Annotated in this window: 25 protein-coding genes; 12 read left to right on the forward strand and 13 right to left on the reverse strand. The window is 69.9% G+C overall.

Going from position 1 to position 26,907, the window contains the following annotated elements; genetic code table 11:
• Positions 1 to 5: 5 nt before the first annotated feature.
• Positions 6 to 1,340: a phenylacetate--CoA ligase family protein gene (locus FDA94_RS32380; protein WP_137250871.1), complete on the reverse strand. Its 1,335-nt coding sequence runs from the start codon at positions 1,338 to 1,340 to the stop codon at positions 6 to 8.
• Positions 1,341 to 1,363: 23 nt separating this feature from the next.
• On the opposite strand from FDA94_RS32380, the gene FDA94_RS32385 reads away from it, so the two are divergent.
• Positions 1,364 to 1,576 carry a cold shock domain-containing protein gene (locus FDA94_RS32385; protein WP_137250872.1) on the forward strand — a complete coding sequence of 71 codons (213 nt, stop codon included), beginning with the start codon at positions 1,364 to 1,366 and terminating at the stop codon, positions 1,574 to 1,576.
• Positions 1,577 to 1,583: 7 nt separating this feature from the next.
• Here the strand turns inward: FDA94_RS32385 and FDA94_RS32390 are convergent, their stop codons facing one another.
• On the reverse strand, positions 1,584 to 2,558 hold the full coding sequence (locus FDA94_RS32390; protein WP_137250873.1) for an aldo/keto reductase: 975 nt from the start codon (positions 2,556 to 2,558) through the stop codon (positions 1,584 to 1,586).
• Between the two features lie 90 nt (positions 2,559 to 2,648).
• Here FDA94_RS32390 and FDA94_RS39590 point away from each other — a divergent pair, with 90 nt between their 5' ends.
• Together FDA94_RS39590 and FDA94_RS32395 are read left to right on the forward strand one after the other, a co-directional pair.
• On the forward strand, positions 2,649 to 2,789 hold the full coding sequence (locus tag FDA94_RS39590) for a hypothetical protein (RefSeq protein ID WP_170991227.1): 141 nt from the start codon (positions 2,649 to 2,651) through the stop codon (positions 2,787 to 2,789).
• A gap of 898 nt (positions 2,790 to 3,687) precedes the next feature.
• A complete protein-coding gene (locus tag FDA94_RS32395; protein WP_137250874.1) occupies positions 3,688 to 5,565 on the forward strand; it encodes a hypothetical protein in 1,878 nt (625 codons plus the stop codon).
• 52 nt (positions 5,566 to 5,617) lie between these two features.
• On the opposite strand, the gene FDA94_RS32400 is transcribed toward FDA94_RS32395, so the two are convergent.
• Complete coding sequence (locus tag FDA94_RS32400) at positions 5,618 to 6,613, reverse strand: SDR family oxidoreductase (protein WP_137250875.1); 996 nt, start codon at positions 6,611 to 6,613, stop codon at positions 5,618 to 5,620.
• A gap of 103 nt (positions 6,614 to 6,716) precedes the next feature.
• Here FDA94_RS32400 and FDA94_RS32405 point away from each other — a divergent pair, with 103 nt between their 5' ends.
• Positions 6,717 to 7,583, forward strand: a complete 867-nt coding sequence (locus FDA94_RS32405; RefSeq protein WP_137250876.1) for a helix-turn-helix domain-containing protein — start codon at positions 6,717 to 6,719, stop codon at positions 7,581 to 7,583.
• Here FDA94_RS32405 and FDA94_RS32410 read toward each other — a convergent pair.
• Entirely contained in the window at positions 7,534 to 7,941 is a 408-nt protein-coding gene (locus FDA94_RS32410) for a hypothetical protein (protein ID WP_137250877.1), read from the reverse strand. The two genes, FDA94_RS32405 and FDA94_RS32410, sit on opposite strands and share 50 nt — an antisense overlap.
• A 266-nt stretch (positions 7,942 to 8,207) precedes the next feature.
• Here FDA94_RS32410 and FDA94_RS32415 point away from each other — a divergent pair, with 266 nt between their 5' ends.
• Complete coding sequence (locus FDA94_RS32415; protein WP_137250878.1) at positions 8,208 to 8,744, forward strand: RICIN domain-containing protein; 537 nt, start codon at positions 8,208 to 8,210, stop codon at positions 8,742 to 8,744.
• 99 nt (positions 8,745 to 8,843) lie between these two features.
• Positions 8,844 to 9,800: a hypothetical protein gene (locus tag FDA94_RS32420; protein WP_137250879.1), complete on the forward strand. Its 957-nt coding sequence runs from the start codon at positions 8,844 to 8,846 to the stop codon at positions 9,798 to 9,800.
• A gap of 165 nt (positions 9,801 to 9,965) precedes the next feature.
• Here the strand turns inward: FDA94_RS32420 and FDA94_RS32425 are convergent, their stop codons facing one another.
• On the reverse strand, positions 9,966 to 11,837 hold the full coding sequence (locus tag FDA94_RS32425) for a ricin-type beta-trefoil lectin domain protein (protein ID WP_212735608.1): 1,872 nt from the start codon (positions 11,835 to 11,837) through the stop codon (positions 9,966 to 9,968).
• 116 nt (positions 11,838 to 11,953) lie between these two features.
• The gene (locus FDA94_RS32430) at positions 11,954 to 12,982 is read right to left on the reverse strand and encodes a LacI family DNA-binding transcriptional regulator (protein WP_137250881.1); all 1,029 of its coding nucleotides are present in this window, start codon (positions 12,980 to 12,982) and stop codon (positions 11,954 to 11,956) included.
• Between the two features lie 56 nt (positions 12,983 to 13,038).
• On the opposite strand from FDA94_RS32430, the gene FDA94_RS32435 reads away from it, so the two are divergent.
• A complete protein-coding gene (locus FDA94_RS32435; RefSeq protein ID WP_137250882.1) occupies positions 13,039 to 13,932 on the forward strand; it encodes a GNAT family N-acetyltransferase in 894 nt (297 codons plus the stop codon).
• On the opposite strand, the gene FDA94_RS32440 is transcribed toward FDA94_RS32435, so the two are convergent.
• Complete coding sequence (locus FDA94_RS32440) at positions 13,929 to 15,245, reverse strand: MFS transporter (protein ID WP_137250883.1); 1,317 nt, start codon at positions 15,243 to 15,245, stop codon at positions 13,929 to 13,931. The genes FDA94_RS32435 and FDA94_RS32440 overlap by 4 nt on opposite strands.
• 71 nt (positions 15,246 to 15,316) lie before the next feature.
• Between FDA94_RS32440 and FDA94_RS32445 the strand changes: the two genes are divergently transcribed.
• Entirely contained in the window at positions 15,317 to 16,156 is an 840-nt protein-coding gene (locus FDA94_RS32445) for a helix-turn-helix transcriptional regulator (RefSeq protein WP_137250884.1), read from the forward strand.
• Positions 16,157 to 16,224: 68 nt separating this feature from the next.
• Here the strand turns inward: FDA94_RS32445 and FDA94_RS32450 are convergent, their stop codons facing one another.
• The gene (locus FDA94_RS32450) at positions 16,225 to 18,324 is read right to left on the reverse strand and encodes a M6 family metalloprotease domain-containing protein (protein WP_137250885.1); all 2,100 of its coding nucleotides are present in this window, start codon (positions 18,322 to 18,324) and stop codon (positions 16,225 to 16,227) included.
• Positions 18,325 to 18,431: 107 nt separating this feature from the next.
• Here FDA94_RS32450 and FDA94_RS32455 point away from each other — a divergent pair, with 107 nt between their 5' ends.
• Complete coding sequence (locus FDA94_RS32455) at positions 18,432 to 19,220, forward strand: phosphotransferase (protein ID WP_170991228.1); 789 nt, start codon at positions 18,432 to 18,434, stop codon at positions 19,218 to 19,220.
• 1 nt (position 19,221) lies between these two features.
• Positions 19,222 to 19,584, forward strand: a complete 363-nt coding sequence (locus FDA94_RS32460; RefSeq protein WP_137250887.1) for a DUF2203 domain-containing protein — start codon at positions 19,222 to 19,224, stop codon at positions 19,582 to 19,584.
• Between the two features lie 38 nt (positions 19,585 to 19,622).
• Here the strand turns inward: FDA94_RS32460 and FDA94_RS32465 are convergent, their stop codons facing one another.
• Together FDA94_RS32465 and FDA94_RS32470 are read right to left on the reverse strand one after the other, a co-directional pair.
• Complete coding sequence (locus FDA94_RS32465) at positions 19,623 to 20,027, reverse strand: hypothetical protein (protein ID WP_137250888.1); 405 nt, start codon at positions 20,025 to 20,027, stop codon at positions 19,623 to 19,625.
• A gap of 242 nt (positions 20,028 to 20,269) precedes the next feature.
• Positions 20,270 to 21,136: a sirohydrochlorin chelatase gene (locus FDA94_RS32470; protein ID WP_137250889.1), complete on the reverse strand. Its 867-nt coding sequence runs from the start codon at positions 21,134 to 21,136 to the stop codon at positions 20,270 to 20,272.
• 79 nt (positions 21,137 to 21,215) lie between these two features.
• Here FDA94_RS32470 and FDA94_RS32475 point away from each other — a divergent pair, with 79 nt between their 5' ends.
• Together FDA94_RS32475 and FDA94_RS32480 are read left to right on the forward strand one after the other, a co-directional pair.
• A complete protein-coding gene (locus tag FDA94_RS32475; protein ID WP_137250890.1) occupies positions 21,216 to 22,133 on the forward strand; it encodes a ribokinase in 918 nt (305 codons plus the stop codon).
• A gap of 10 nt (positions 22,134 to 22,143) precedes the next feature.
• Positions 22,144 to 23,325 carry a DNA polymerase domain-containing protein gene (locus tag FDA94_RS32480; protein ID WP_137250891.1) on the forward strand — a complete coding sequence of 394 codons (1,182 nt, stop codon included), beginning with the start codon at positions 22,144 to 22,146 and terminating at the stop codon, positions 23,323 to 23,325.
• Here the strand turns inward: FDA94_RS32480 and FDA94_RS32485 are convergent.
• From FDA94_RS32485 to FDA94_RS32495, 3 genes are all read right to left on the reverse strand, one after another.
• Positions 23,307 to 25,487 carry an FAD-dependent oxidoreductase gene (locus tag FDA94_RS32485; protein ID WP_137250892.1) on the reverse strand — a complete coding sequence of 727 codons (2,181 nt, stop codon included), beginning with the start codon at positions 25,485 to 25,487 and terminating at the stop codon, positions 23,307 to 23,309. The two genes, FDA94_RS32480 and FDA94_RS32485, sit on opposite strands and share 19 nt — an antisense overlap.
• Positions 25,474 to 26,565 (reverse strand): alpha/beta fold hydrolase, encoded by a 1,092-nt coding sequence (locus FDA94_RS32490; RefSeq protein WP_137250893.1) that lies wholly within the window; start codon positions 26,563 to 26,565, stop codon positions 25,474 to 25,476. Before FDA94_RS32490 ends, FDA94_RS32485 begins: the two co-directional genes overlap by 14 nt.
• 71 nt (positions 26,566 to 26,636) lie before the next feature.
• Positions 26,637 to 26,907, reverse strand: a 271-nt coding sequence (locus tag FDA94_RS32495; RefSeq protein WP_137250894.1) for a response regulator transcription factor, incomplete at its 5' end; no start/stop codon positions are given.

The following is a 26,907-nucleotide window of genomic DNA, read 5'->3' on the forward strand; positions in this document are numbered from 1 at the left end:
GACGATCAGCGTACATACCGGTGCTTGACGCCGGGCGGGAAGTCGGCGGGGTCGGCGTAGGGCCGCAGCGTGATCAGCGGGAGCTGCTTCGCCTCCGGCACGTAGTGGGTGAACTCGCTGTTCAGCCGCCTCAGATGGGTGACGATCCGCAGGGCGACCTCCTTGGCCAGGTCCTCCGACGGATCGTGGCCCGGGGATAGTTCGACGGTGACGTGCAGGCCGTCGGCGCCCTCGGGGGCGGCCAGCACGAACTTGCCCGTCACCGCCCGGTTGACCTCGGGCTGCTCCAGTCCGACCGAGATGTTCTCGGCGTAGACGTTGGCGCCGTAGAAGGAGACGGCGAAGCGGCTGCGGCCGAAGACGTACACGAACGGCAGCTCAGGCCCGGTGTTCTCCGGCCGGAACCCGATTCTCGCCAGCATCTCGTCGTGGGGGATCAGGCCGCCCTCGTCGGCGATGTGGTAGCGGATCAGCGGGATGCCGTTGTCGCCGCTGAACAGCAGCGTGCCGCCGGACTCCTCGAAGTAGCGCACCGCGGGGTCGTACTGGACGAGGGTCGGCAGCCGGTCGGCCCCGAACAGCTCCCTGGCCTTCTCCGGCCGGGCGGCCAGCTGCCGCCTGATCTCGATGGACAGCGGCGTCTCGTTGCCCAGGACGCCGGCGTCGGCGGTGCCGTACAACGACGCGAAGGACCTGACCGGGTCGGCGATCCCGGCCCGCTCGGCGACCAGCGTGCGCCACTCCTCGGAGAAGACCTCACCCGCGGTCACGATCTTGATGTTGTACGCCGCCCAGGGCAGGTCGAGGGTGTCGACGACGTCCTTGACGAAGGGCGGATAGCCGAACAGCACCGTCTGCTCGGCCAGCGGGGCCAGCTGCGGCACGACCCGCGCGATCTCCGCCGGGTTGTTGCCCGGGGCGACGACGGTGATCGGATAGCCGCGCTCCTGCAGATGCCTGATACAGGCGAGGGTGAACAGCCCGCCCACCCAGGTGCCGAGCGAGAAGCAGACGACCGCCAGCGTGGGCCTGCGGCCGAAACCGTCCATGACCTGGGCGAACCGGTCGGCGATGACCTTCTCGTCGTCGGCGGTCCGAGCCCAGAACGACGGTTCGCCGGTCGACCCGGAGGAGACGGCGATCATGCCCGCGAGGACGCCGTCGCGGCACAGGTCGTTGAGCGGATGGCGCCGGGTGTAGTTGTCCTTCGTCGTGAAGGGGAGGGTGGCGAAGTCCTCCGCGCTCCGGATGGAGGCGGGGTCGACGCCGTGCTCCCTGAGGAAGGCGGCGTAGGCCGGGACGGTGGCCGCGACCCGCTGGAACAACTCGATGGGCGCCATGGTCGTGACTGTATCGTCCGGGTATGGGCGTTCGAGGGGTCGTACGGGAGTGGCACGCCGACGAGGGCTGGGGAGTGATCGACTCCCCGGAGACCCCCGGCGGCTGCTGGACCCACTTCAGCCACATCCAGGCCGAGGGATTCCGCGCGCTGACGGCCGGCCAGCCGGTGGACCTCGAATGGGAGGCCCCCGGCCAGGACGGCTATCCGTACCGCGCGGTGTCCGTGTCGGCGTGACCTGCTTTCAGAAGTGCGCCGACCTCGGCTGGTAGGGCTCCTGTAGGGCGGCCAGCTCCTTGTCCGACAGATCGAGCCCGACGGCGGCCAGGGCGTCGTCGATGTGCCCGTCCTTGGTCGCGCCGATGATGGGCGCGACCATGCCGGGCTGGTGGAGCAGCCAGGCCAGGGCCAGCGTGGCCGGGGCGACCCCGCGCCCGGCCGCCAGTTCGGCGACCTTGCCCAGGACGTCGGCGTCGCCGGGGCCGCCGTAGAGGAAGCGCTGGCGGTCGCCGTCGCCTTCCTGGCGGGTGGTGTGCTCGTCTTTGCCGGCGCGGGCCAGCAGGCCCCTGGCCAGGGGGGACCAGGGGATGAGGCCGACGCCCTGGTCGGCGCAGAGCGGGATCATCTCGCGCTCCTCCTCGCGGTAGAGGAGGTTGTAGTGGTTCTGCATCGAGACGAACTTCGTCCAGCCGTTCTTCTCCGCGACGTGCTGGGCCTTGGCGAACTGCCAGGCGCGCATGGACGACGCGCCGATGTAGCGGGCCTTGCCCGACTTCACCACGTCGTGGAGGGCCTCCATCGTCTCTTCGATGGGGGTCTCGTCGTCCCAGCGGTGGACCTGGTAGAGGTCGACGAAGTCGGTGCCCAGGCGGGTCAGGGAGTCGTCGATGGCGGCCATGATGTGCTTGCGCGACAGGCCCTTGTCGTTGTGGCCCTGGCGGACGGGGAAGAAGACCTTGGTCGCCAGAACGTAGTCGTCACGGCGCTCGAAGAACTTCCTCAGCAGGTTGCCGGTGACGACCTCCGACATGCCGGCGGAGTAGACGTCGGCGGTGTCGAAGAAGGTGACGCCGGCCTCTGCCGCCTGGCGGACCAGGGGTTCCGACTGATCTTCGGGGAGGATCCAGCTCGCGGCCTCACTCGGCTGGCCGTAGCTCATCATGCCGAGACAGATACGACTGACCTTGAGACCGGTCTGCCCCAAACGTACATATTCCATGACCTGCAGACTAAGTCCCGTGTCTGATCATGCTGTCCGCACCCGCCGTGACGGCTTCCCCGGGTGCTGCAGTGGCGATCCTGTCAAGGAGTGCAGGAGACGATCATTGCGCCGGAGGAGCGGCAGACCTTCCGCGAATGTTCGACGCGTGAAAAGGCCACTTCGTCCGGCGGAACGGCGAACCGGGTGCGGCTCATTCGCCGGACCACCGAGGCGCGCGTTACCTACTGATGGGCGTCCTGCGGTGCGGAAACCCCGAGCCGGATGGGTTCATCTCTGGAAAATTGTGCGCTGTGCTTCCTCGGGCGAAATAAGCTCATACACGATCAGGAAATTGCGCGTGACTACTTTTGAATTCTTAATGAGAGATCGGGTGTGCGGCGTGGACGGGCCCACTCTTGGCGCCGAGCTGGTAGAGGGTGAGAAGGAGCATGCCTGCCGGTGACCGGGTGCGGGGGGTCTGTCTCTCCTTGCGACAAGCGGCGTAACCATGCGCCGCGCCCGTCACCGTGGCCGCGACCGTCGACGCCCACGCCGATTCGACATTCTCGAATGCCGGTGAGAAATCCGTCGATCGGCCGGGAAAGTCCACGAATCGAAACCCTTGACAAGGTGTCTCGCATTTATCAAAGCTGTGATCAGGTACAAAATCGAAGAGGATTCGAGTTATTCGAATGGTGACGACAGGAATGCCGACGACGAGGATTGAGGTGGTCGAGCTGCTGGAGACGGCGGCCTCCGCCGGCACAGCGGGTGCGGGCCCCTGCGATCTGGCAGCGCGTCCCCTGTCGCGGTCAGCACGGCCCACCGCCACGCCGCATATGGGGTCAAGCAGACCGAAGCCGAGGCGAGGAACTACGGGTACGGACCCACGACGACGAAGGCATGTCGGTCACGGCCAGCATGTTCACCACCCCCCTCGGCCAGGACGTGACGGCCGCCCTGGTCGACGACTCGACCGGAAGCACGCTGACGGGTGCGGCTCACGGGTGACGCGTACGTCTCGAACCCCGACGAGTGAACCGAACCAACGCACATCGGCGCCCGTGACGGGGGCCGCGCCGCACGCGCGGCCCCGAGGCCCGGAGCGGCACGAACGGACGCCTTGCTCAACGGAGAAGGAAGCGCAATGACAGCAACACATCGCAATCGCGGACGCCGCTCGGCCGTGGCGGCCCTGAGCGTGGTCACGCTGGGGGCATCTCTGCTCCTCGGCGCGGTACCGGCCGCCGCGGACGGGCCCGTCGCCTCGATCGTCTTAGGCGAGGTCAACCAGGAGACCGGTCTCCGGCAGATCGAGCAGGGTGACGGCACGACCGCACCCGTGACGGTCGGCGGGCGGAGCGCACGCAGGACCGTGCAGACCTCGGCGCCGGCGCAGCACATGTACTTCCAGGTCGACGACGCGATCGCCTTCGACGGCGCGTACGTCGCGTGTCTGCAGGTCGAGTACTTCGACGAGGGCGGTGCCACCTTCCGCGTCCAGTACGACTCGACCAGCAGCGCGTACGCCGGGACGGGTTCGGTGAACCGCACCGGGTCGAACACGTGGAAGACGGCGGGCTTCGAGCTGATGGACGCCCGGTTCGCCAACCGCGAGAACGGCGGCGCCGACTTCCGCGTCGAGGCCGGCACGACCGGGGTGACCTTCCACAGCGTGAAGCTGACGATCATCCAGGACGACGACGGCGTGACCCCGCCGTGCGCCGCCGCCGAGCCCGAGCCGGAACCCGAGCCCATCCGCTGGCGGCTCAAGTACGACGAGCCGTTCAACAAGAAGATCCGCACCGAGGCCAGCCCATGGGTGCTCGACGACTACAGCGACCCGGTCGACGACTACAACGACGACAACGGCGACCTCTACCGCCTTCAGCTCGGTCCCGAGTTCGACGCGTCGATGGCGACCATGCGGACGTACCGGCAGGAGACGGAGTTCGGCAAGGACGGCTGGCTCACGGCGTCCCTCTCCACGCGCGAGACCGGCGGGCGGGTCGACGACAGCTACACCGACACCGCCGAACGTCCGTCGATCAAGACGGAGAAGCTGGACACCGTGGGCGCCGTCGCCAACATCACCGTGCCTCACTACACGGGTGGCGCGATCATCCGCAACACCGAGCCGCTGCCGAAGTACTACCGCATCGAGTACGAGCTCAAGACGCTCGACTTCGGCGGCCTGCGTAACGGCTCGCTGTTCTACGACGGCAAGTACAACGGGTACAAGCTCGGGGAGTGCAAGACGTTCTACCCGTGGGTCAGCAACCCGAACGACATCGACCCGGCCGACCCCTGCGCCACCCGCTCGGTGCGGGAGGACAGCAACGAGGCGTACAACGCGTTCCACTTCATGTCGATCCTCGACTTCCCGGCGATGCCCCGGAACCTGGCGATGTACCACTGGCACCGCAAGGTGCTCATGGACCAGTTCAGCCCGGCCCCGTCCCGCAACACCAACGGCTACGACGTCTGCAACTCGCTGACCGGTCAGAAGTACCCCTGGGACCAGAGCAACAAGACCACGGTGAACATGCTCTACTTCACGGGTTCGCTCGGCCAGTCGCAGACGTTCGTGACGAGCTGCGACCGCCGGCCGGTCTCCGGCGTGCAGAAGTCGGCCGTGGAGCTGCAGCCCGAGCTGATGCCCCACAAGGACTACGCGTTCGCCATCGAGCGCACCCCGGCGGGTTACACGATGGAGGTCAGCGGCGTCTTCAAGCACGTCGGCAAGCAGACCTACCGGTTCACCCGGGGCTTCATCGACGACGACGCCGGCGTGATCGGGGCGAACGTCCCGATCTTCCACTACAACGTGGACGCCTCGGAGTACAACGGCCAGTTCAACACCTCGCACCGCGCGTCGGGCGCGTTCGGCTCCAAGACGTGGGACAACCAGTGGCCGGCCGGCTCGGCCTACCCCGACTACTTCGTCATCGGTGAGCCGTACACGAACGTCGGCGAGGGCCAGGCCCGCATCGACAACATCCGGCTGTACGTGCCGAAGGACTAGGCACGGGAAGGTCGCGATCGAAGTGACGCAGCCGCGCCCTTGGGACCTGCACTCAAGGGCGCGGCCTGCGCTCGGGCCTGATCATGCTGTCCGCGCCCGCCGTGACGGCCTCCTCCGAGGCGCGTGGCCGCCACCCCAGAACCCGGCGGGCCTTCTCGCTGGAGACCTTCTTGGCCGGGTCGAGCTCGGCGGCGTCGGGCGGGAACAGACCGGCGATCCGAGCGGCCAGGTCCGGGGTGGACGCTTCGAGATGGTCGCTCAGGAGGGCCCCGATCTGCCGCACCGTGATGGCCGGTCCGCCGGAGAGCAGGAACCGGTGCCCCGCCGCGGCAGGTTCGGTCATGGCGCGGACGTGGGCGCTCGCGACGTCGCGCACGTCGACGATCGGGATCCACAGGCCGGGGGAGCCGGGCGCCGTCCCGTCGAGGATCAGCCGGATGATGCGGTTGGCCCCGGAGATCTCCTCACCCATGATCGGACCCATCACCGCGACCGGCTGGAGGGTGACGAGTTCCATCGGACCCCCGGCCGCGAAGTCCCAGGCCGCCCGCTCGGCGAGGGTCTTGGCCCGGCCGTAGGCGTCCATGCCGGGGCCGTCGAGGACGGACCAGTCGTCTTCGGTGAAGGTGTGGTCGGTGGGCGGGTGGCCGAAGCCGACGGCGTGGAAGGCGGAGGTGAGCACGACCCGCTTGACCCCGGCGTCGCGGGCGGCCCGCAGCACGCGCAGGGTGCCCTCCCGGGCGGGGGCGATCACGTCGTTCTCGTCGGCCACCTCGCCGAGGCGCACGGGGGAGGCCACGTGGAGGACGAAGTCGACGCCGGCGACGGCGTCGGCCCAGCCGTCGTCGGCCAGCAGGTCGGCCGGGACGAAGGTCAGGTCGTCGCCGTTCACCATGCCGGCGTCGGCGAGCACCGCGCGTACGGCGCTCTCCCGGGCCGATGACCGCACGGTGGTGCGGACGGCGTAACCCTGGTCGAGGAGCTGAAGGATGCAGTGTCCGGCGATGAAGCCGGATCCGCCGGTGACGAGGACACGTTGCTGACTCATGACGACGAGGCTCCCCGCCGGGGTTCGCCCGAGCCAGGGCCCTCCCGACACTGGTAGCGACAGGGACAGGCAGGCATCCGGCGAGGCGGCATAGCGTGGAGACATGAGCGTCGAGCCGAACCTGCTGGGCGAATACCTCCGTGCCCGGCGCGAACTCGTGACCCCGGAGCAGGTGGGCATCCCGTCCCTGGGAACGCGGCGGGTGCCGGGGCTGCGGCGCGAGGAGGTCGCGATGCTCGCGGGGATCAGCGCCGAGTACTACCTGCGGCTGGAGCAGGGCCGTGATCGCCGTCCGTCGGTGCAGGTCCTGCAGTCGATCGCCCGGGTGCTGCGGCTCGACGACGACTCCTACCTCCTCGGCCTCGCCGAGGAGAAGCCCCGCCGTGCCCGCAGGCGGCCCCGGAAGGAGGTCGTGCCGGCGAGCACCGCGAGGCTGGTGGCGTCACTGCCGTATCCCGCGTTCGTCGAGGGCCGTTACCTCGACGTCCTCGCCGCCAACCCGCTCGCCACGGCGGTGTCACCCCGGCTGAGGGTGGGCGGCAACCGGCTGCGCGACGTCTTCCTCGACCCGGCCGAGCAGGCGCTCTTCCCCGACTGGGAGCGCGCCTCGGCGGTGCTGCTCGCGGGGTTCCGTCAGTCGGTCGGCAGCGACATCGACGATCCGCGGTTCATCGAACTCGTGGGAGAACTCTCCCTCGCCAGCGAGCACTTCCGCCGGTTGTGGGGACGCCACGACGTCGCGGGGCGGCTCGGCGCGACGCTCACCTTCAACCATCCCCAGGTGGGAAAGCTCAGGCTCGACCGCGAGAAACTGGCCGTCAGCGGCACCGACGGCCTGATGCTCGTCATCTACCATCCCGAGCCGGGCGGCGAAGGCGCGGAGAAACTCGCCCTGCTGGCCTCCGCCTCGGTCACGCCGGTCAGATCGTCGGCTCCAGGATGTCGTACTGACGGTACGGCAGCGGAGTGATCACCGTCAGCGACCCCTTCTCCTTGTGCTTGGCCGCCTTCCACAGCGCTCCGAACGTCGCCTTCAGGTCGCGCAGCGGTTCCGGGTCGAGCCCGTTCGCGATCGCCAGCCGGTGGCACACCACCACGAACGTGTGGATGAACCGCCAGTCGGGCAGGACGTCGCGTCGTCCCGACAGGTAGTCGGACAGGGTCGAGTCGGGTAACCGCACCCAGCCCGCGTGGTCTTCCTCCGCGCACAGGGCCGCGGCGGCCTTCTCGACCTCTTTGAGTGACGGGTTGCCGGCGTCGACCCGCAGGCCGACCGCCGTGTCGCGGAGCAGGTCTCTGGAGGCCTTGCCGGCGAGCTCATCACGCATTGGGGGGATCCGTTTCTGGACGCGGTGATAACCGTGGCAATTGTGAGAGTAATGCCTGTCGTGATGGCATGCACCATTAGTTACTGAATTTCAATCGGCGAGCCGATGTGCGGATATGGGGAGAAAATTCCGGTGGAATCCGTGGCCGTCCGGGGTCATCCGGCTACGTCCGGGCGTGCGGAAAATCCCAGGTCCGACGGTATCCGGCGGAGGGTGTGTATAAGTGGAGCCGGAAGGGCGTCCGCCTGGGAAAGGGGAAGCCGACTGTGCGAAGCATCGTGCCGATCGCGGTGGTCTGTCTGCTGGGGGCCGCGAGTCCGGCGTACGCCGACCACACCACCGACATCCGGGTCTACAACCGGATGGACGGCAGCCGCCTCGCGGTGGCCGACAACGGCACCGCCGAGGGCGCCCGGGTGATCAGCCTGCGGTCGCCGGCCTGGCAGTACACGACCGCGCGCTGGACGGTCGACGAACGGTCCGACGGCTACACCGTCTTCAAGAACGAACTGGCCAACAAGTGCCTGCAGCCGGGCACGGCCACCCCGGTGGCGGGCGACCCGCTCGTCATCCGCACGTGCGACGGCTCGAAGCTGCAGGACTGGTCGCGGCGGGCCGAGGAGACCTACGCCGACGCGCCCACCGGGTGGGGGACCTTCCGGCCCCGGCTGAACCCGAACCTGGCGATCACCATCGCGACGTGGGAGGCGGGGGGCAGCTGGGCCTCGCTCCATCTCGACGCCGACCAGAACTCCACCGACCGGCTGTGGCGGCTGGCCAGGGGGAACAACACCTGGTGGTAGAACCGGATCCGGCCGCGGCGTGGGGGCGGGCCGCGGCCGGTTCACCCGCGTGGAACGTGCCGTTTCACGGCGGAACGTCCCAGGAGTAACGTTCGCCAGATGCGTCTCCTGCTTCCCGCTGTCCTGCTCGCCTCCGTGCTCCCGGCGGCCCCGGCTCAGGCGGCGGCCGTACAGACCATCGGCACGGGAACCCCCGCGAGCTGCACCTCCCAGGCCGTCGTGAAGGCGGTCGCCAAGGGCGGGACCATCCGCTTCGCCTGCGGCCCGAAGCCGGTCACGATCAAGATGACCGCCACCGCGAAGGTCCGCAACACCAGCCGCGACGTCGTCATCGACGGCGGCGGCAAGGTCACCCTCAGCGGCATGGGCAAGCGCCGCATCCTCTACATGAACACCTGCGACCGCGCCCAGGTGTGGACCACCTCCCACTGCCAGGACCAGGCCACCCCCCGCCTGACCATCAAGAACATCGGCTTCGCCGACGGCAACTCGATCGGCCGGCGCGCCGAGGGCGGCGGCGGTGGCGCGGTGTTCGTCCGGGGCGGCCGCCTGTCGGTCAGCAACGCCACCTTCACCCGCAACCGCTGCGAGGCGAGCGGCCCCGACCTGGGCGGCGCGGCCATCCGCGTGCTCGACCAGTACAAGGACCTGCCCGTCACCGTCAGGAAGAGCCGCTTCACCAACGGCACCTGCGCCAACGGCGGCGCGCTGAGCAGCATCGGCGTCTCGTGGGTGGTCGTCGACAGCGTCTTCACCGGCAACCGCGCGACCGGCTCGGGCGCGAACCCGGCCCGCAGCGGCAAGCCCGGCGGCGGCAGCGGCGGCGCGCTCTACATGGACGGCAACTACTTCACCGTCAAGATCAGCGGCTCCACGATCCGGAACAACCGCGCCAACGAGGGCGGCGGCGCGATCTTCTTCGTCAGCAACGACGACACCGGCACCCTGCACATCACCAAGTCGAAGCTGGCCGACAACCCGAGCCTGGGCTTCGAGACCTCCGGCTTCCCCGGCATCTTCTTCAAGGGCAAGGGCAAACCGCAGATCACCCGCTAGTTCTCCGTTACGGCTCCCGCCCACCCCGGCACCGCCCGCCGCCCCGGCCTCCCGCCGCACCCGGCGCCGACCGGCCGCGCGGAGATCGCGCGGAGATCGCCAGGTGACGCGAAGATGGCCGGACCCCCCGAGGTCCGGCCACCCCTTCACTCCCCATTCAGATGGCTACGCGTTCCACTTCTGGTTGGCCGTCCCGGTGCAGGTCCAGATCTGGAGCCTGGTCCCGTCGGCGCTGGAGTTGCCCGTCGCGTCGGCGCACTTGCCGGACACCGGGTTCACCAGGTCCCTGCCCGAGGTGTACGTCCACTGCTGGTTGGCCGTCCCGCCGCACGTCCACAGCTGCAGCTGCGCCCCGTTGGCGGTGCTCTGGCCGGTCACGTCGAGGCACTTGCCGAAGGCGCGGATGGTGCCGTCGCCGGGGCGGGTCCACTGCTGGGCGGCGGTGCCGTTGCAGGTGTAGAGCTGCACCGCCGCGCCGTTGGCCGTGCTGGCCCCGGCGACGTCGACGCACTTGCCGCCCAGGCCGGTGATCTGGCCCGTGGTGCCGCCTCCGCCGCCGCTCTGGGTGCCGGTCCACGTGAAGGTGGCGGTGGTCCGGGCCGGGAGGGTGTAGGTGAAGGCCTGGTTGCCCCAGTTGACCCGGACCGACTGCGACGAGGTGGTGCCGTTGTGGGCGATCAGGGCCTTGGTGCCGTCGGTGTTCTTCCAGGCCACGTTCTGGACGGTGCCGTTGGCGGTGGAGTCGATGCGGGCCGCGCCGGGCTTGACGAACTTGGTCAGGTGACCGGTCGTGTAGTACTCGATCGTGTTGTCGACCTGCCCGGCGCGGGCGCCGCCCTCCTGGACGGTGACCAGGCCGGTGCAGACGTCGCAGCCGCCGTTGTGCGGGCCCATCGACTGGTTGAGCGCGAGCGACCACTTCACGATGCTCTTCGACCAGTTGCGGGTGTAGTTGACGATGTCGGCCATGTCCTCGTTGTGCTGGTTGCCGATCCAGGTGCCGCCCGAGTGCTCCGTCGAGAACTGGTTCACGTTCGGGTACTGGTTGTGGACCTGGGTGCCGACGTTGGGGTCGCCGAAGTAGCCGTGCCAGGCGATGCCGGCGAACAGCGGGTCGTTGCGGACCGCCGGGTCGGCCAGCAGGCCGGCGCCGATCTGGTTGTAGTCGCCGTAGTTCCAGTCGTGCACCATCACCTTGGTGGTGATGCCGGCCGCGCGGAACGCCGGGTAGATGTGGTTCTTGGTCAGCTCGACCAGGCCGGAGGAGTTCCAGCTCATGCCGGGGTAGTTCATCGCGGTCGGGTTGCCCGCCTGGCAGCAGTTGGGCTCGTTCTGGACCGAGATGTAGTCGACCGGCACGCCGATGGCCTGGTAGCTCTGGATGTACTTCACGAAGTACTGGGCGTAGAGGGAGTAGTACTCCGACCGGAGCCAGCCCATCTGGTCCATCCGGCCGTTGTCCTTCATCCAGCCGGGGGCGCTCCACGGCACGCCCTTCACGCGCAGCTGCGGGTTGAGCTGCTTGGCCTGCTGGGTGAGCAGGCGCACGTTGGTGTCGTAGCCGTTGGCGCCGAAGTCGTTGAGGTTGCAGCAGGTGTCGTCGAGCGAGACGTGGCCCGGCCGGGACAGGTCAGAGGCCCCGATCGGGTTGCGGACGAACGACAGGCCGATGCCGTCGACCGGGTGGAACAGGCGGCGCATCACCGCGTCGCGGGTGGCCGCGCTGATCGCGCCGCCGCGGAACAGGTGGGCGGTGGTGTCGGTGATCGACGCGCCGCCGCCCTCGAAGGTCTGGTACGTCGTGTTCTCGTTCACCGTGATCGTGTGGGTGGCCCCACCGGCGGTGGTGCCGAAGGTGACGGGGCTCTGCTGCTGGAGGCCGCGGGTGACGTTGCGGCCGCCGCCGTCGGAGGTGGTGGTGAGCCAGACGTTGACGGTCTCGTTGGCGGCGTACGCGGCGGGAGTGGCCGTCAGTAAGGCCGCGGTGGTGACGAGGGCGGCGCCGATCGCGACGGCCCGGCGAAGGGGAGGTAACACCGTTGATTCCTTTCGCGGTCCGCGGGACGCCGGCTGGCGGACCATGTAACAAATGAAACAGGAAAGAAACCTTGCTGTGCGCCACAGCACAACACGCACGGGAAAACCTGTCAAGCTCAGTGTGAAACAAGTGGAACAGTCGGGACCGGTCCAGTGGATCCCCGCACGACCAGCTCGGCTCCCAGCGAGACGTGCAGCGCCTCGACGGCCTGCCGGCCGAGGATCCGCATGAGCAGGGTGACCGCCGTGCGGCCCATCTCCTGCAGGGGTTGACGCACCGTGGTCAGGGCCGGGCTGGTCGCGCGGCTCACGTCGATGTCGTCGAACCCGGCGATCGACAGGTCGCCCGGGATCGACAGGCCGCGCTCGGCGGCGGCCCACATCGCGCCGACGGCCATCTTGTCGTTGAACGCCACCAGCGCCGTCGGCCGCTCGGGCAGGTCGAGCAGTTCGGCGGCGGCGCGGTGGCCGTTGCGCGTGTTGGGCTCGACGACCGCCCGCGTCAGTTCCGGCGCGGGCAGCACGCCCGCTCCCGCCAGCGCGGCGGTGTAGCCGGCCAGGCGGGCCTCGGAAGCCAGCCACTCGACCGGGCCGCCGATGATGCCGACCCGGCGGTGGCCCAGGCCCACCAGGTGGGCCATCACGGCCCGGCCACCGGCGAAGTGGGCGGCCGACACGGCGGCCATGTCCTTGGCGGGCGGGGTGCGCGGGTCGACGACGACGAAGGGGAAGGCGCGGTCGCGCAGGCGTACCAGAACGGCAGGCTCTTCCGGAGGCAGGATCAGGATCGCGCCCGCGATCCCTGAGCGGCCCGGCAGGCTGCCCAGGGTCTCGGCCGGCTGGGCGGCCTCGCCCGCGTTGAGGATCATCTGGCGGCCGTGCAGGTCGATGGTCTCGGCGATCGACGACACGATGAGGCCGAAGTAGTCGGTCAGCAGGTAGGGGCAGCGCACGAACACCGCCCCGGCGGCCTGCTCGGCGCGCGGCCGGGGGGCCTGGTCGCCGAGGCGGCCGACGGCGGCGAGCACCAGTTCACGGGTGTGCGGCGCGACGTTGGCCTGCCCGTTGAGCACCCGGGAGACGGTGGCGATGGACAACCCGGTCGCCGCCGCGACGTCGCGGACCGTCGCCCTGACTCTGGCCATACCGTCTCCAATGAATCCACAAGCCGCCGACAAGCGGGCAATCCTATAAAAGAGCCATGGAACTCACGCGGCCCAAACCGGCGGACGCCCAGGCGATCTACGACCTGATCGCCGAACTCGACACGATCGTGGTCGGCCGTCCCGACTCCACCCTCGACGACATCGCCGACCTGCTCGTCGACCCCGACTTCGATCCGGCGACCGACGGCTGGCTCTGTTACGAGGACGGCCGGCTGACGGGCTTCGGCCAGGCGATGCGCAAGGGCCGCACTGACGAGGTCATGCTCGACGTCCGCGCCCGCACCCGGCCCGCCGCCGAGCTGCTGTGGGAGCAGGTCCTCGGCCGCTTCAGCGGCGTCACCGCCGAAATCGGGGTGTACGCCCAGGACGCCGCCCAGCGGGAGGCCGTCGAGGCGCGGGGGTTCACCTACGCGACGACCTTCCACCGCATGCGCATCGACCACGTCGAGCAGCCCGAAGTGTTGTTCCTGCCCGGCGTGACCGTGGAGGCCGGCGCCTTCGACAAGGAGGCGGTGCTCCGCGACGTCCACCACGTGCTGGAACTCGGCTTCGCCGAGCACTTCGGCGCCTACGAGCGCACCTACGACGAGTGGTACGAGTCGCGCGAGGCCGCCAGCTCCACCGACTGGGGCCAGATGCTGCTGGCCCGCGTCCACGGCAAGCCGGCCGCCGCCCTCATGGGGACCAACAACTTCGTCCCCGACGAGAACTGCGGCTACGTCCAGCGGCTGGCGGTGCTGCCCGGACACCGGGGCAAGGGCCTCGGGAAACTGCTGCTCAGCCGGGCCTTCGCGGCGGACTTCCGGCGCGGCCGGGTCGGCACCATCCTCGACGTGGACACCAACAACGTGACGCCCGCGCTGGGCCTGTACACCTCGATGGGCATGCGGCCCTACATGGCCCTCGACATCTGGCGTGCTCGCCTCTAGATCCACCTGGCCGCGACCGCGGACGCGACCGCGGTCGCGGCCAGGCACACCATCGTGATCGAGATCGACCCGCCGCTCAGGAACAGCGTCCCGAAAGCCGCGACCCCCACGACCTGCCCCAGCTGCAACATCATCGCGAGCAGCCCACTCGCGTCCGGCGCGTCGGCGGGCGCCACCCGGGCGAGCGCGACCGTCATGAGCGGGCTGAACGCCCCCGCCATCCCGGCCCCGATCACCGCCAGCGCGATCAGCAGGTACGGCAGCCCGTGCCCGCCCCCGGAGAAGACGCCGGCCAGCGCGACCAGCCCGAGCGCCACGACCACGGAGGCCGAGACGATCAGCCGCCGGTGCAGCCTGGCGGGGATCCGCTTCCAGTTGAGGCTCACCAGCGCGAACGCCCCCGCCATCGGCACGAAGGTCAGCCCCGCCCGGAGCGGGGAGTCGTGGAGGTCGTTCTGCAGGTGCAGGGCGTTGGAGAACAGGAACCCGCCGTACACGGCCATCACCCCGAAGATGGCGACCCCCGCCGCCACGAGCCCGGGAACCCGGAGCAGGCGACCGGGGATGAGCGGATGCGCGGCCCTGCGCTGGATCACCACGAACCCGGCGAAGACCAGCGCTCCCGCGATCATGAAGACCCACCCGCGCTCCAGCACGAGCGGGACCACGACGAGGCTGGTCGCCAGCGACAGGGTGAGCAGCCCCGGCAGGTCGAGCCCCCGGCCGGGCTGGGGCTCGTCGGCGGGCAGGTTCCGGGCGCCGAGCCAGAGCAGCGCCAGCCCGATGGGCACGTTGACCAGGAAGATCGGCCGCCACGAGGTGCCGAACAGGTCGAGCGTGACGAGCAGGCCGCCGAGGATCTGGCCGCCGACCGCCGCGAGGGAGATGACGGCGGCGTAGATCCCCAGCGCCCGGGCGCGGCCCGTCTGCGGAACGCCGACCTGGATGAGACTGAGCACCTGCGGCACCATCAGGGCGGCTCCCGCGCCCTGGAGCAGCCGGAAGGCGATGAGGGTGGCCGCCCCGGGCGCGATCCCGCAGAGCAGCGACGCCACGGTGAACACGGCCAGCCCGGCGAGGAACCACCGGCGATACCCCGACCGCCCGCCGAGCCGGGCGCCGGTGATGAGCAGCATCGCGTACGCGATCGTGTACCCCGCCACGATCAGCTGGAGCTCGGCTCCGGACGCCGCGAGGTCGGCCTGGATGGTGGGGGCGGCGACGTTGACGATCGACACGTCGAGGATCGCCATGAACTGACCGGTCAGGATGAGCCCCAGCAGGGGGCGTGGCCGGGTTTCGACGAGGGACATGCCCTGTATGGTGGCGGTGCGCTTATCCAGTTACTAAGAGCCTGCTTATCCTGGTATTGGGGCTACCACCTATGGTCCGCCACGAACTCGCCGCCTTCCTGAAGAACCGCCGCTCCCGCATCTCCCCCTCCGACGTCGGCCTCCCGCCGGGCACCCGCCGCCGCACCCCCGGCCTGCGCCGCGAAGAGGTGGCGCAGCTGGCCGGAGTGGGCGTGACCTGGTACACGTGGCTCGAACAGGGCCGCCCGATCAACGTCTCGGGCCAGGTCCTCGACGCGGTCGCCCGCACCCTGAAGCTCGACGCGGACGAGCGCGAGCACCTCTACCGCCTGGCCGACGTGCCCGGGGGATTGGCCGGCGGCCCCGCCGACGACGAGCTCGACCAGGCCGTCCGCGACATCCTCGCCGGGCTTGACCCGCTGCCCGCCGCCGTCTACAACGCCCGCTACGACGTGCTGGCCTGGAACCAGGCGTATGCGGCGATCTTCTGCCGTATGGTGACGGTCCCCCGGTGCGAGCGCAACGCGCTCTGGCAGATGCTCATCGGGCCGTCGTGCTGCGCCGTGATGATGAACCGCGAGGAGGAACTGCCCCAGATGGTGGCGACCTTCCGCGCGGCCTACGCCCGCCACCTCGGCGAACCGGCGTGGACGACCTTCATCGACCGGCTGACGGTGGAGAGCGCCGAGTTCGCCCGGATGTGGGCGACCCACGACGTGACCCGGTCGTGGCGGCGGACGAAGATCCTCAAGCATCCGGCGGTGGGCCTGCTGAACCTGGCCAGCACGAGCCTGACACTGGGTTCCCCGGCCGAGTCGAGGGTCGTGGTGTACACGCCGGCCGACGAAGCGAGCCGGGCCAACGTGCAGTGGCTCTACGAGCACAAACCGGGCCTCGACCACGACCACTGAGCGAGGCGGACGTGAAAAGGGCGGCCCCTGGGGAGAGGGGCCGCCCTGGTCTCACGTGAGCGGGATGACTACCGGCCGACGGCCAGGCAGGTCGCCGTGGCCTGCTTCGTCGGGTCGCTCTCCGAGGTCGCGGTCAGCTTGATCGTGGCCAGCAGGCTGCCGCCCGTGGCTCGGATCGCGTGGACCGGGACGGTCACCTTCTTGCCGAACTCGGCCGAGGTCAGGAAGTTCGGCACGTTGACCGACCAGCCCTTCCCGTTGACCGTCGTCGACAGGCGGTACACGTCGCCCTTGGTGTAGGCCGAGACGTCCTCGGGGTGCGCGGCGGTCGAGGCCGCCGCCTTGCCCGTGTTCATCAGCTGGAACTTGCAGGTCGCCATGCCGTCGCCCAGGGTCACCCCGGCGGCGGGGAGCACGCGCACGCCGCGCTTCTGCGGGCCCGAGCCGTCCAGCGAGCGCACGGCCACCTTGTAGGACAGGGTGCCGTCCTTGGCGCGCTTGAGGTCCAGGACGTAGAAGTGCAGGCGGTTGGCCTCGTCCTTGAACTCGTACTCCGAGCCCGAGTCGGCGCCGGCCTTGAACAGGGCGTCCGAGAGCTGGCGGTAGTCGCCGATCGTGATCGGGACGGCGGTGCCGTCGGGCAGGACGTAGTCGGTCATACCGATGTCCTGCGGGTTGGCGTCGACGACCCACTCGAAGGGGGCCGAGTCCTGGTCCTTGGTCTTGGCGATCAGGACGCCCGAGTCGGGCGTGAACGAGTCGGCGCCCATCCGGTCGACGACCTCGACCGTGTAGTTGTTGTAGTTGCCGCCGTCGCACAGCGGGTCGGTCTGCCACTGGCAGGCGGGGGACTTGTCGCCGCTCTGGAAGGCGACGTTGACGCCCGACAGGCCCTTGTCGCCCGGCTGGACGGCGCGGGCGGTCACGTCGGCCACCACGAGGCCCGACTCGTCGAGCTGGTCACGGTTGAGGCGCAGCACGTTCTGCTCGTCGACCATGTTCAGTTTGATCTTGTTGCGCAGCATGTGCTGGGCGCCCATCGAGCCGCCGCCGGTCGGCGGGATCAGCCAGCGGCTGTGCGGGCCGCCCGGGCCGTTGAAGCTGCCCCGGCTGAGCATCTCCCAGATGCCGGTGTACGCCCGGCGTACCGGCACCCCGTAGGGGTTGTTGTAGTTGTCGGCGATGCCGAAGATGTGCGACAGCTCGTGGGCGTACACGCCCATGCCCGAGCTCTCGGCCTGGACCGAGTCGACGCCGAAGCGGGCGTTCGGCCAGAAGGTCGAGCCGGCCTGCCAGGAGGTCCAGTCGACGTAGCGGGTGGCCGACCAGTTGGGCAGGGCGGGGTCGTCGGGACCGAACTCGTCGGTCACGTCCTCCTTGGTCGGGAACTTCATCATCCCGAACTCCTGCCAGGTCGACGACTCGTCCTGACCGGCGCTCAGGTAGAAGACGAAGTCGAACTGGTCGGCGACCTCCTGGCCGACGGCGTTGAGCCACGCCGTGTTGCCGTCGGTGCGCAGGTTCTTGTTGCAGGTGTCGCCGGCCGGGCACGCGTTGCGCTGGTACTCCAGGGCGTACTCGTGGTCCTTGCCCGGCATCAGGTAGGGGCCGAAGCCGGTGAGCTCGACGCCGATGCGGCCGCCCGAGTCCTCCATCCAGTACTCGTGGATGGTGTGGCCCTTGTTCAGGTCGTTCGGGGTGTTCAGGAAGTCCTGGTAGAACTTGGCGACCTGCTCACGCGGGACGTCGTGGGCCTGCGCCGACGGGTTCTTGAACACCGTCGAGCCCTGCGGCTGCGTCACCACGAACGGCTGGTTCGGGTAGTCGAGCAGGACCAGGGCGCCCTTGAAGGTGCGGTCGCTGCCCTTGACGCTCGGGTCGTTCCAGTTGGTGCCCGGGGGCTTCTTGTAGTCCGACCACGTCATGTGGTCGGGGTTCTCCCAGTCCTGCGGGTCGATCGGCTTCGGCATGTCCGCGTGACCGCCGAGCTTGCGCGCCATGGCGGCCGGCTCGTCCTGTTGCCAGGGCTGGGTCTGGGGCCAGTGGTCGTACCGCCACGGGGTCTCCGTGTCGGGGAGGGGTTCAGCGGCGAACGCTTGGGTGGCGTTCGCTAAGGCGAGGGGTGCGAGCAGCGCTGCCGCGACCAGCAGCCTGAGGGGGCGTTTCATAAAATGTCACGTTATATAAGCGTGTTTGGTGGATCAACCGTCACTCTGTTAGTACTCGGGTCATGCTCACGCCTCCCCGGGAACTCCCAGCCGATCTTCTCCGGACTGTGATCGGGGAGTCATGGAATCTGGACACAACGGGCCTCGAATACGTCCCGCTGGGCTTCGGCAGCCATCACTGGAAGATCGGCGACGAGTGGTTCGTGACCGCCGACGACAAGCCGCACGACGCGCTGGCGGCGGCCCTCAGCGCCGTTCCGCCCTCCGTCGGGGTCGCGCCGGCGGGCCCTCTGGTGGCCCTCGGGCGGTGGACGCTCCAGCTCTACCCGTACGTGACCGGAGAGAGCTTCGAGTGGGGTGAGTTCAGCTCGCCCGAGCATCGCGCCGAGACCCTCCGCATGGTCCGCCAGGTGCACAGGTCGCCCGTCTGTCAGGCCCGTTTTGACACGTTCCACATCCCCGGCCGCGACGCGGCGCTGGCCTTCACGCCGGGGGAGGGCCCGTTCGGGGCCCGCGCCGCCGACCTGCTCGCGAGCCGTGCCGAGGTGCTCAAGAGCCAGTTCGGGCGGTACGACACTCTCGTCCACGACGCCCTGCAGCTGCGCGACCGGATGGTGCTCACGCACGGCGAGCCCCATCCGGGGAACACGATGCGCACCCGCGACGGCTGGCGGCTCATCGACTGGGACACCGCCCTGATCAGCCACCCCGAGCGCGACCTGTGGCTGCTGGAGGAGACCGAGGGCGCGCTCCCGTGGCTGCTCGACCTCTACCGGCTGCGCTGGCGGCTCAACGACGTCGCCGAGGAGGCGCGGAGGTTCACCCTGCCCCACACGGGCAGCGACGACGACGCGTTCGGCTGGACGATCCTCCGCGACACCGTGAATGATCTCTGACATGGATCGAACCTTCGACCTCGACGAGGCCGACGCCCTGATGCCCGAGGTGCTGGCCCGCGCCATCGTTCTCGTGGACCTGCGGGCCGACCTGGCCGAGCTCACCTTCGACCTGCGCGCCTCCGGCCACTCCCGGCTGGGCGGGCTGGCCGAGTCGAAGGCCTTGGAGGCGCGGCTGGCCGAGACGATCGGCTGGTTCTCCGAGACCGGCATCGAGGTGAAGGGCCTGGCCCCGTTCCTCATCGACTTCCCGTCGGTCCTCGACGGCGAGTCGGTCCGGCTGTGCTGGCTGGAGGGCGAGTCGTCGTTGTCGTGGTACCACCTGACGGCGCTGGGTTTCGCCGGCCGCCGCAGGCTGCCCTGACGTCAGGCGGATTCACCACGCGAGCCAGCCGCGTCTCGCTACCCTCCCTGCGTCCAGATGGTCTTCCACTTCGAGCACTTGCTGACGGGCTTCTTGGCGGTGCCCCGGCAGACCTGGGCGCGGATCTGGAGCACGCCGCCGAGGTTCTTCTTGAACGTGCCGGTGCCGGTGACGCAGTTGTAGATCCCGTGCGTCCGCCATTTGCCGTTCGTGGCGCTCATGGACTTGATCAGGAGCCAGGAGCAGGTCCGGCCGTGGGAGTCGTCGAGATTGCCGGAGATGTGGTGGCCCGACTGGCCGACGGTGATCTTGCCCCAGGCGGTGGCCCAGCCGTCGGTGGAGTGGATGCCGCCCCACTTCCACGTCGTCGGGGCGGCGTGGGCCGGGGTGGCGGTCAGGGTCAGCGCGGCGGCCGCGACGGCGGCGAGGATACGGAGTTTCACACCCTCATTGGTAGGGGGTGTGTCTTGTGATCGGCTTGTGGCTCTCCTGGAGTGCTCACCAGAACAGCACTGTGAAGAGCTCGACGCGTACGACCTGCCGCCCGAAGCCGGCGTCCTGGTCGTTGTGCAGCATCCTCGTGAGGACGCGCACCGACCAGGTGGTGTCCGTGCGCCCGAGTCGGCATGTCACTTCTCTACGTTCGGGCGATGAGAGCCATGTCCGGGCCCGCCCGCCAGGGTGCTCAGCCCTCGTCCTCGGTCATCTCCTCGTCGTAGTCGGGGTCGAGGCTGCCCCAGACGGTGCCGTAGCGCAGGGTCACCAGGCGGCCGACGGCCTCGTGGGCGCCCAGGGGCGCGGCGCAGTTGTACTGCTCCGTGAGAGCGCTCACCCGGTCGGCGTCGGCTTCCGGCCCGATGATGAACGGGGCCAGGGCGATGCGGGAGGCGCCGATGTTGCGCAGCCGCTCGGCCGCGTCGGCCACCGTCGGGCGGCCGTCGAAGGCGGCCGGGACGACCGGCAGGGCCAGGCGGGCGGCCAGCAGGACCGCCGTCGCGTCGGCGCCGCGGGCCGACTCGTCGCCGCCGACCGTGGCCACGATGATGCCGTCGACCGGCGAGGTCACGTTGAACAGCCGGATGCGGTCGGCACGGGCCAGGCCGCGCTCGGCGAGGCGGACGTGCAGGGCCTCGGCCAGCAGCGGGTGGGGGCCCAGCGGGTCGGTGACGACCACGTCGGCCTCGCTCTCGCGGGCGGCCTCGCGGACGGAGCGCATGACGCGCGGGTGGGGGCCGGTGACGAGGGGGACCGTGATGGCGGCGTGGCCGTCGGAGGTGCGGGCGTTGCCGATGGCGGCGAACTCCTTGGCGAGGTCGGCCCCGCCGTCGCTGAGCGAGATCAGGCGCAGGTCCAGGGTCGGGTTGTCGACCCGGATCGTGGTCGCCAGTTCCGTCACGACGTCGTCGACCGCGCCCGGGACCGCGAGCACCAGAACCGGCGCGTCGGCGGGCAGCGTGACGGGCAGCGGGCGCCGGTGGCGGCCGCCTCCACCCGGGCGGGACGAGCGCTCCCGTGTGGGGAGCTTCGCCGGAACGTCATGACCTTCGTTCACACCGGCGGATTCTAGGACCAAGCGGGCGATTTCGTGGAGTCGACGGGCCGAGTCGTTCGCAGAGAGGAGTATTGAATCCATGATCACTGTGTTCGGCAGCGCCAATATGGACCTCGTCGCGTACGTGGAAAGGGCCCCTGACCTGGGCGAAACCGTCGCGGGCCGGGAATTCCGGACGATCTGCGGCGGGAAAGGGGCCAACCAAGCAATTGCATCGGCACGCGCGGGCGGAGACGTCCGGTTCGTCGGCGCGGTGGGCTCCGACGGGTTCGGCACCGAACTCCGGGAGGTGCTCGACCGGTCGGGCGTGGACACCCGCGCACTGCGGACCGTCGAGGGGCCATCGGGCATCGCGCACATCGTCGTCGAGGACGGCGGGGCCAACTCGATCATCGTCGTGCCGGGCGCCAACGGGAAGGTGACGGAGGCGGACGCGGAGCGCCTCGACGGGGACGCGCTGCTGCTGCAGCTCGAACTGCCGATGCCCGCCGTCGTCGCCGCCGCCCGTGCTTTCCGGGGTCTGGTGGTGCTGACGCCCGCGCCGGTCGTGCCGCTGCCCCCGGAGCTTCTGGACGCCGTGGGGCTTCTCTTGCCCAATGAGCACGAAGCTGCCGCCATCACCGGTCTCACAGTGCCGGAGGAGGCGCTGGAAGCCCTTCTGGCGCTGGTTCCCGAGGCGGTGGTCACTCTTGGTGCCGACGGGGCGATCTACGGCTCACGGGACGGCTCACGCCTCCGGGTGCCCGGCCGCCCGGTCGAGGCGATCGACACGACCGCCGCCGGCGACACCTTCGCGGGGGCGTTCACGGTCGCGCGGACGGAGGGCCGTACACCCCAAGAGGCTCTTGAGTTCGCCACCGCGGCCGCCGCGCTGTCGGTTCAGCGGCCCGGCGCGTCGACCTCGATGCCCACCCGGGAGGAGATCGAGGCGGAAGCGAGACGCGGACGGCCGAAGGACGGTCGTGGCTCGCGCTGGGAATCTGCCCCGAAGAACTAGGGTGAGAGGCATGCCCGGCGCGGAGATCGTGGAGGCCGGCGGGCGCGAGGTGACGATCACCAATCCCGATCGGGTGGTCTTCCCGCGCACCGGCCACACCAAGCTCGACCTGGTCCGTTACTACCTGTCGGTCGGCGGGGGAGCCCTGCGCGGGGTCGCCGACCGGCCGACCGTGCTCAAACGGTTCGTCCACGGCGTCGACGAGGAGCCGTTCTTCCAGAAGCGGGCGCCCGCCAAGCGGCCCGACTGGATCGACGTCGCCGAGTTCCGCTACCCGAGCGGGCGCAGCGCCGAAGAGGTCGTCGGGCGCGACCTGGCGACCGTCGCGTGGTGCGTCAACCTGGGCTGCGTCGACCTCAACCCGCACTCGGTGCGGTTCCCCGACATCGACCACCCCGACGAGCTCCGCGTCGACCTCGACCCGGTCCCGGGCGTGCCGTGGCCCGACATCATCCAGGTCGCGCTGACCGCCCGCGACGTTTTGGTGGAGCACGGCCTGACGCCGTTCCCGAAGACGTCGGGCTCGCGCGGCTTCCACGTCTACGCGCCGATCACGCCCGACTGGACCTACCCGCAGGTGCGCAAGGCAGCCGAGGCGGTGGCCCGCGAGGTCGAGCGCCGCGCCCCCGAGATCGCCACCTCCCACTGGTGGAAGGAGGAACGGCAGGGCGTCTTCGTCGACTTCAACCAGAACGCCCGCGACCGCACCACCGTCAGCGCCTACTCCGTCCGCCCGACCGGCTGGGTGTCGACCCCGCTGACCTGGGACGAAGTACCGTCATGCGACCCCACCGAGTTCACGATGGAGACGGTCACCGCCCGTTTCGAGGAACGCGGCGACCCGTGGGCCGAGATGGACGGCCGGGAGGGCTCGCTCGACTCGCTGCTGGCGCTGGCCAAGGCGCAGGGGCCGCGTCCGAAGAACCCGCAGAAGTTCCCGGTCATAGAGATCGCCCGCTCCGAGAAGAAGGAACCGGCGCTCAAGGCCCTGGAGAACTGGAAGCGGCGGCACCCGGAAGCGGCCGCGCGGCTCGAACCCGCCGACGTCCTCGTCGACTCCATGCGCGGCCGCTCGTCCACCTGGACCCGCATCCGGGTCAACCTCCAGCACGTGCCGGAGGACGAGAGGCCCCCGCAGGAGCCCCTCGAAGTCGACTTCGACCCGTGGGCCGCCTACCGCCCCGGGCCGTAGATGTCCCAGAGCTCGCCCAGGAAGAAGGTGCCGAACCGGGCCAGCGCCGCCAGCCCGTTCGGCCCCGTCGTCTTGAACGTGGTCAGCATGCGCGCCAGGTCGGACGGCGAGATGTGCATGGTCCCCGAACCGAGCGGCTTCGCCGGGTCGTCGTCCTGGACGTGGCCCTCCAGCAGCCGCGTGTGCAGCGTCGAGGTGTCGAGCCAGAGCCGCGTGGGCGGCCCGTGCTCGACGTGCTTGATCCCCGCCAGAGTGCGGGGCCGGCCCTCGCCGTCGCGGAAGTGCAGCAGGTAGCGCATCTCCCGGCGATCAGGCGCCTCTCCGGGTGCGAAGAGGTTGAACCAGCCCCGCTCGATGGGACGCCGGCCCCCGCAGACAGCGGCGTCTATCCATCCCTCGGCCCGCGCCGTGTGGTCGGGCTCGGCGAGGAAGCGGTCGACGTCGTCGGCCGTGATGGTGATCCGGAAGCTGACCGGATCGCTGCCGTCGAGCGAACCGCGCATCTCCTCGGTGAAGGAGAGCCCGGTGACCGTGCGGATTCCCATCAGACGTGCCTTCTTCGTCGTGATCATGCGGTCGGCCAGCCGGGTGGCCAGCCGGTCGGCCATGGCCGCGATGGTCAGGGCCGGATTGGCCCCCACCGGGCCGGGCATGGCCGCGCCGTCGGCGACGTACAGGCCCTCGTGCCCGAAGACCTGGCCGTCGGCGTCGACGACGCCCTCGCCGACGTGGCGGCCCATCGGCGCGCCGCCGAGCGGGTGGACGGTGACCACCCGCTTCAGCGGCGCGTCGGAGTAGTCGGCGCCCAGCACGTCCCCGATCCGGCGGATCGTGCCGCGCACCCGGTCGAAATATGCGTCGCTGGTCTCGGCCGTCCAGTCGAGAACCAGCCGGTCGCCCGAGAGACGCAGGATGCCGTCGGGCACGTCACGGCCCATGGCCAGCATCGGCAGCGACCGGTCCGAGAGCTCGCCTCTCCCCATGAGGCGGGCGAACTCGGCCGACAGATTGTGGTCGCGGGTGACCAGTCCCCGTACGCGCTCCAGCGCGAACCTGACCGCCCGCTTGAACTCGTCGCCGACGTCGGCGGCCTCCGCTATCCAGTCGACGAAGGCGGGGAACCCGCCCTCCTGGATGTACGCCGACCCCGGCAACCTGACCACACTCGTGATGACCGGTCCCTTCGACGCCGCCACGGGCCGGTCCTTGGCCCGCAGCAGGAACGCGATCAGATCGCCGTTGCCGGAGAACCGGGTGCCCAGCATGTGGCTCATGCCGGGCAGCGCGTGCCGGTTCGACAGCAGCAGCTTGACCGTGCCGTACGTCCCCGCGGCCAGCACCAGCGCGTCGCAGCTGATCGTGTGCGGGCCGGTCAGGGGGTCGTGCCGGAGATAGCCGATGTCGTAGCCGCCGCCGGTGCGCGGGGTGATCGTCTTCACCTCGTGCAGGGTCCGGATGTCGGCGCCCATGTGGCGGGCGGCGGCCAGGTAGTTGTGGTCGAGGCTGTTCTTGGCGCCCTCGTTGCAGCCGATGTTGCACTCGCCGCACAGCCGGCAGGTGCGGCGGCCGGTGGCGTGCAGGCTGCCGTATTCGGGCTCGACGATCGGCAGGCCCAGGCCCGGCTCGGCGCCCGGCTTGGGGGCGAAGGTGACCGCCAGCGGCGGCAGCGAGAAGTCGAGGCCCAGTTCGGCCGCGGCGTCCTGGATGACCCGCGTCTTCAGCGTGTCGCGGTAGGCCGGGCGGTCGATCGGGTAGGTGGTGGCGCCGAGCATCCGCTCGACCTCGTCGTAGTGGGGGTCGAGGTCGGCCCGGCCGATCGGCCAGTGCTCGTGGCCGCCGCCGGGCAGCGGCGACTCGGTGACGAACGCCTCCTCGTCCTTGCGCAGCAGCACGTTGGCGTAGATGAGCGAGCCGCCGCCGAGGCCGCTGGAGACGATCGAGTCGCACGAGCCGAAGCTCCACACGTCGTACATGCCGTGGAGGCCCTCGGAGGGGTCCCAGAACGCGCGGCCCATCTGGGCGGGGCTGCGCGGGAAGCTGCCGGGCGGGTAGGGACGGCCGCGTTCGAGCACGACGACCGAAAGGCCCGCCTCGGCCAGCCGGTAGGCCGCCACCGCCCCGCCGAAGCCGGAGCCGACGACCACCGCGTCAACGTGCTCCACTGCCGCTCCTCTCGATGAAGTCGAGGATGTGCGGGAAGACGTCGAGGTGGGCGTTCTTGCCGATGATCGGGTCGACGTGGCCGTAGCCGGGGAGGATCTTGAGTTCGTGCAGGCCCGGGTTGTGCCTCGACATGATCTCGTGGCAGACGATGTTCGAATCGGTGAAGACGTGGTTGCGGTCGCCGGTCAGGAACAGCACCGGCACGTCGATGTCGGAGGCGGCCGCCAGGTAGTCGACGGGCAGCTCGCGGAACCGGTCGTCGTGGCGTACGGCGTGGCCGGCGCGGACCATCTTCCGCATGTGCCGGTAGTAGTGGACGCCGTTGGCGCCGAACAGGTCGGCCACCCGGTGGTGGGTCTCCTCGGCCAGGTTCTCGTGGCTCCACAGGCCGGGGTTCCCGGCGCCCCACATGAAGCTGATCATGTGGCACGACCGCACGTCGCACTCGCGGTGGAACAGCGACACCGTCCGCGAGATCATCCAGCCGCGCGTCATGACCGGCGCGTCGCCGAACCTGGGGTCGAGGAACGGCACCCCGGCGACGTAGTCGAAGAAGCCCGGCCCGAACGCCAGCTTGAGCTTCGACCAGGTCGGCACGTGGGTGACCAGCGCGACGCTGTTGGAGGTGACGCTGGCGATCCCGTCGACCAGACCGGCGGCCAGGCTCATCATGAACGACACCGACCCGAGGCACTGCGCGATCACGTGGATGCGCTTGTGCGGCCCGATGTGCCGGCGCAGCTCGGCGAGCCCGGCCGGGTGGTCGAACAGCGCGATGTCGTCGAGGGTGAAGCGGTGCGTCTCGGTGTCGTACGGGTGGCGGCAGCTCATCCGGAAGTCGAGCGACCAGACGTCGGTCAGCCCGTTGTTGAGCAGGTAGGTCACCAGGTTGACGTGCTCCGGCATGATGAACATGTCGGTGGAGGCGGGCAGACCGTGCAGCAGCAGCACGACGTCGTCGGAGTCGGCCCGGAAGAACCGCGTCAGTTCCAGGCCCAGGCCGTCGTCGGTCGGGAACGGGTACATGGTGATCTCGGCGTCGCTGACGCCGTCGTTGGTGAACCGGGCGATGCGCATGAGTCCGCCTCCTCTCGGGTCCCACGATGTCAAGACAGGGCACACCCCTACATCGTGGAAAACTCGTACATTCAGCCGAGCTGGCCGAGCGCGGCCGTCATGCCGCCGCGAGAGGTCACCCCGAGCTTCTCGAACGCCCTGGTCAGATGGGTTTCCACGGTGCGTACCGAGATGTGCAGGCGGGCCGCGATCTGCTGGTTGCTGCACCCCTCGGCGACCAGCCGGGCGATCTCCAGTTCGCGCCCGGTCAGCCCGTGGGCCCCGGCGGCCCGCGCCGCCGCCACCCGCTTGCCGGCCCGGCGCTGCTCCCGCACCGCCGCGGCGGCCATGCCCCGGGCGCCG

Origin of the sequence: Herbidospora galbida, assembly GCF_005233835.1 — a bacterium.
GTDB classification, from domain to species: Bacteria; Actinomycetota; Actinomycetes; order Streptosporangiales; family Streptosporangiaceae; genus Herbidospora; species Herbidospora galbida.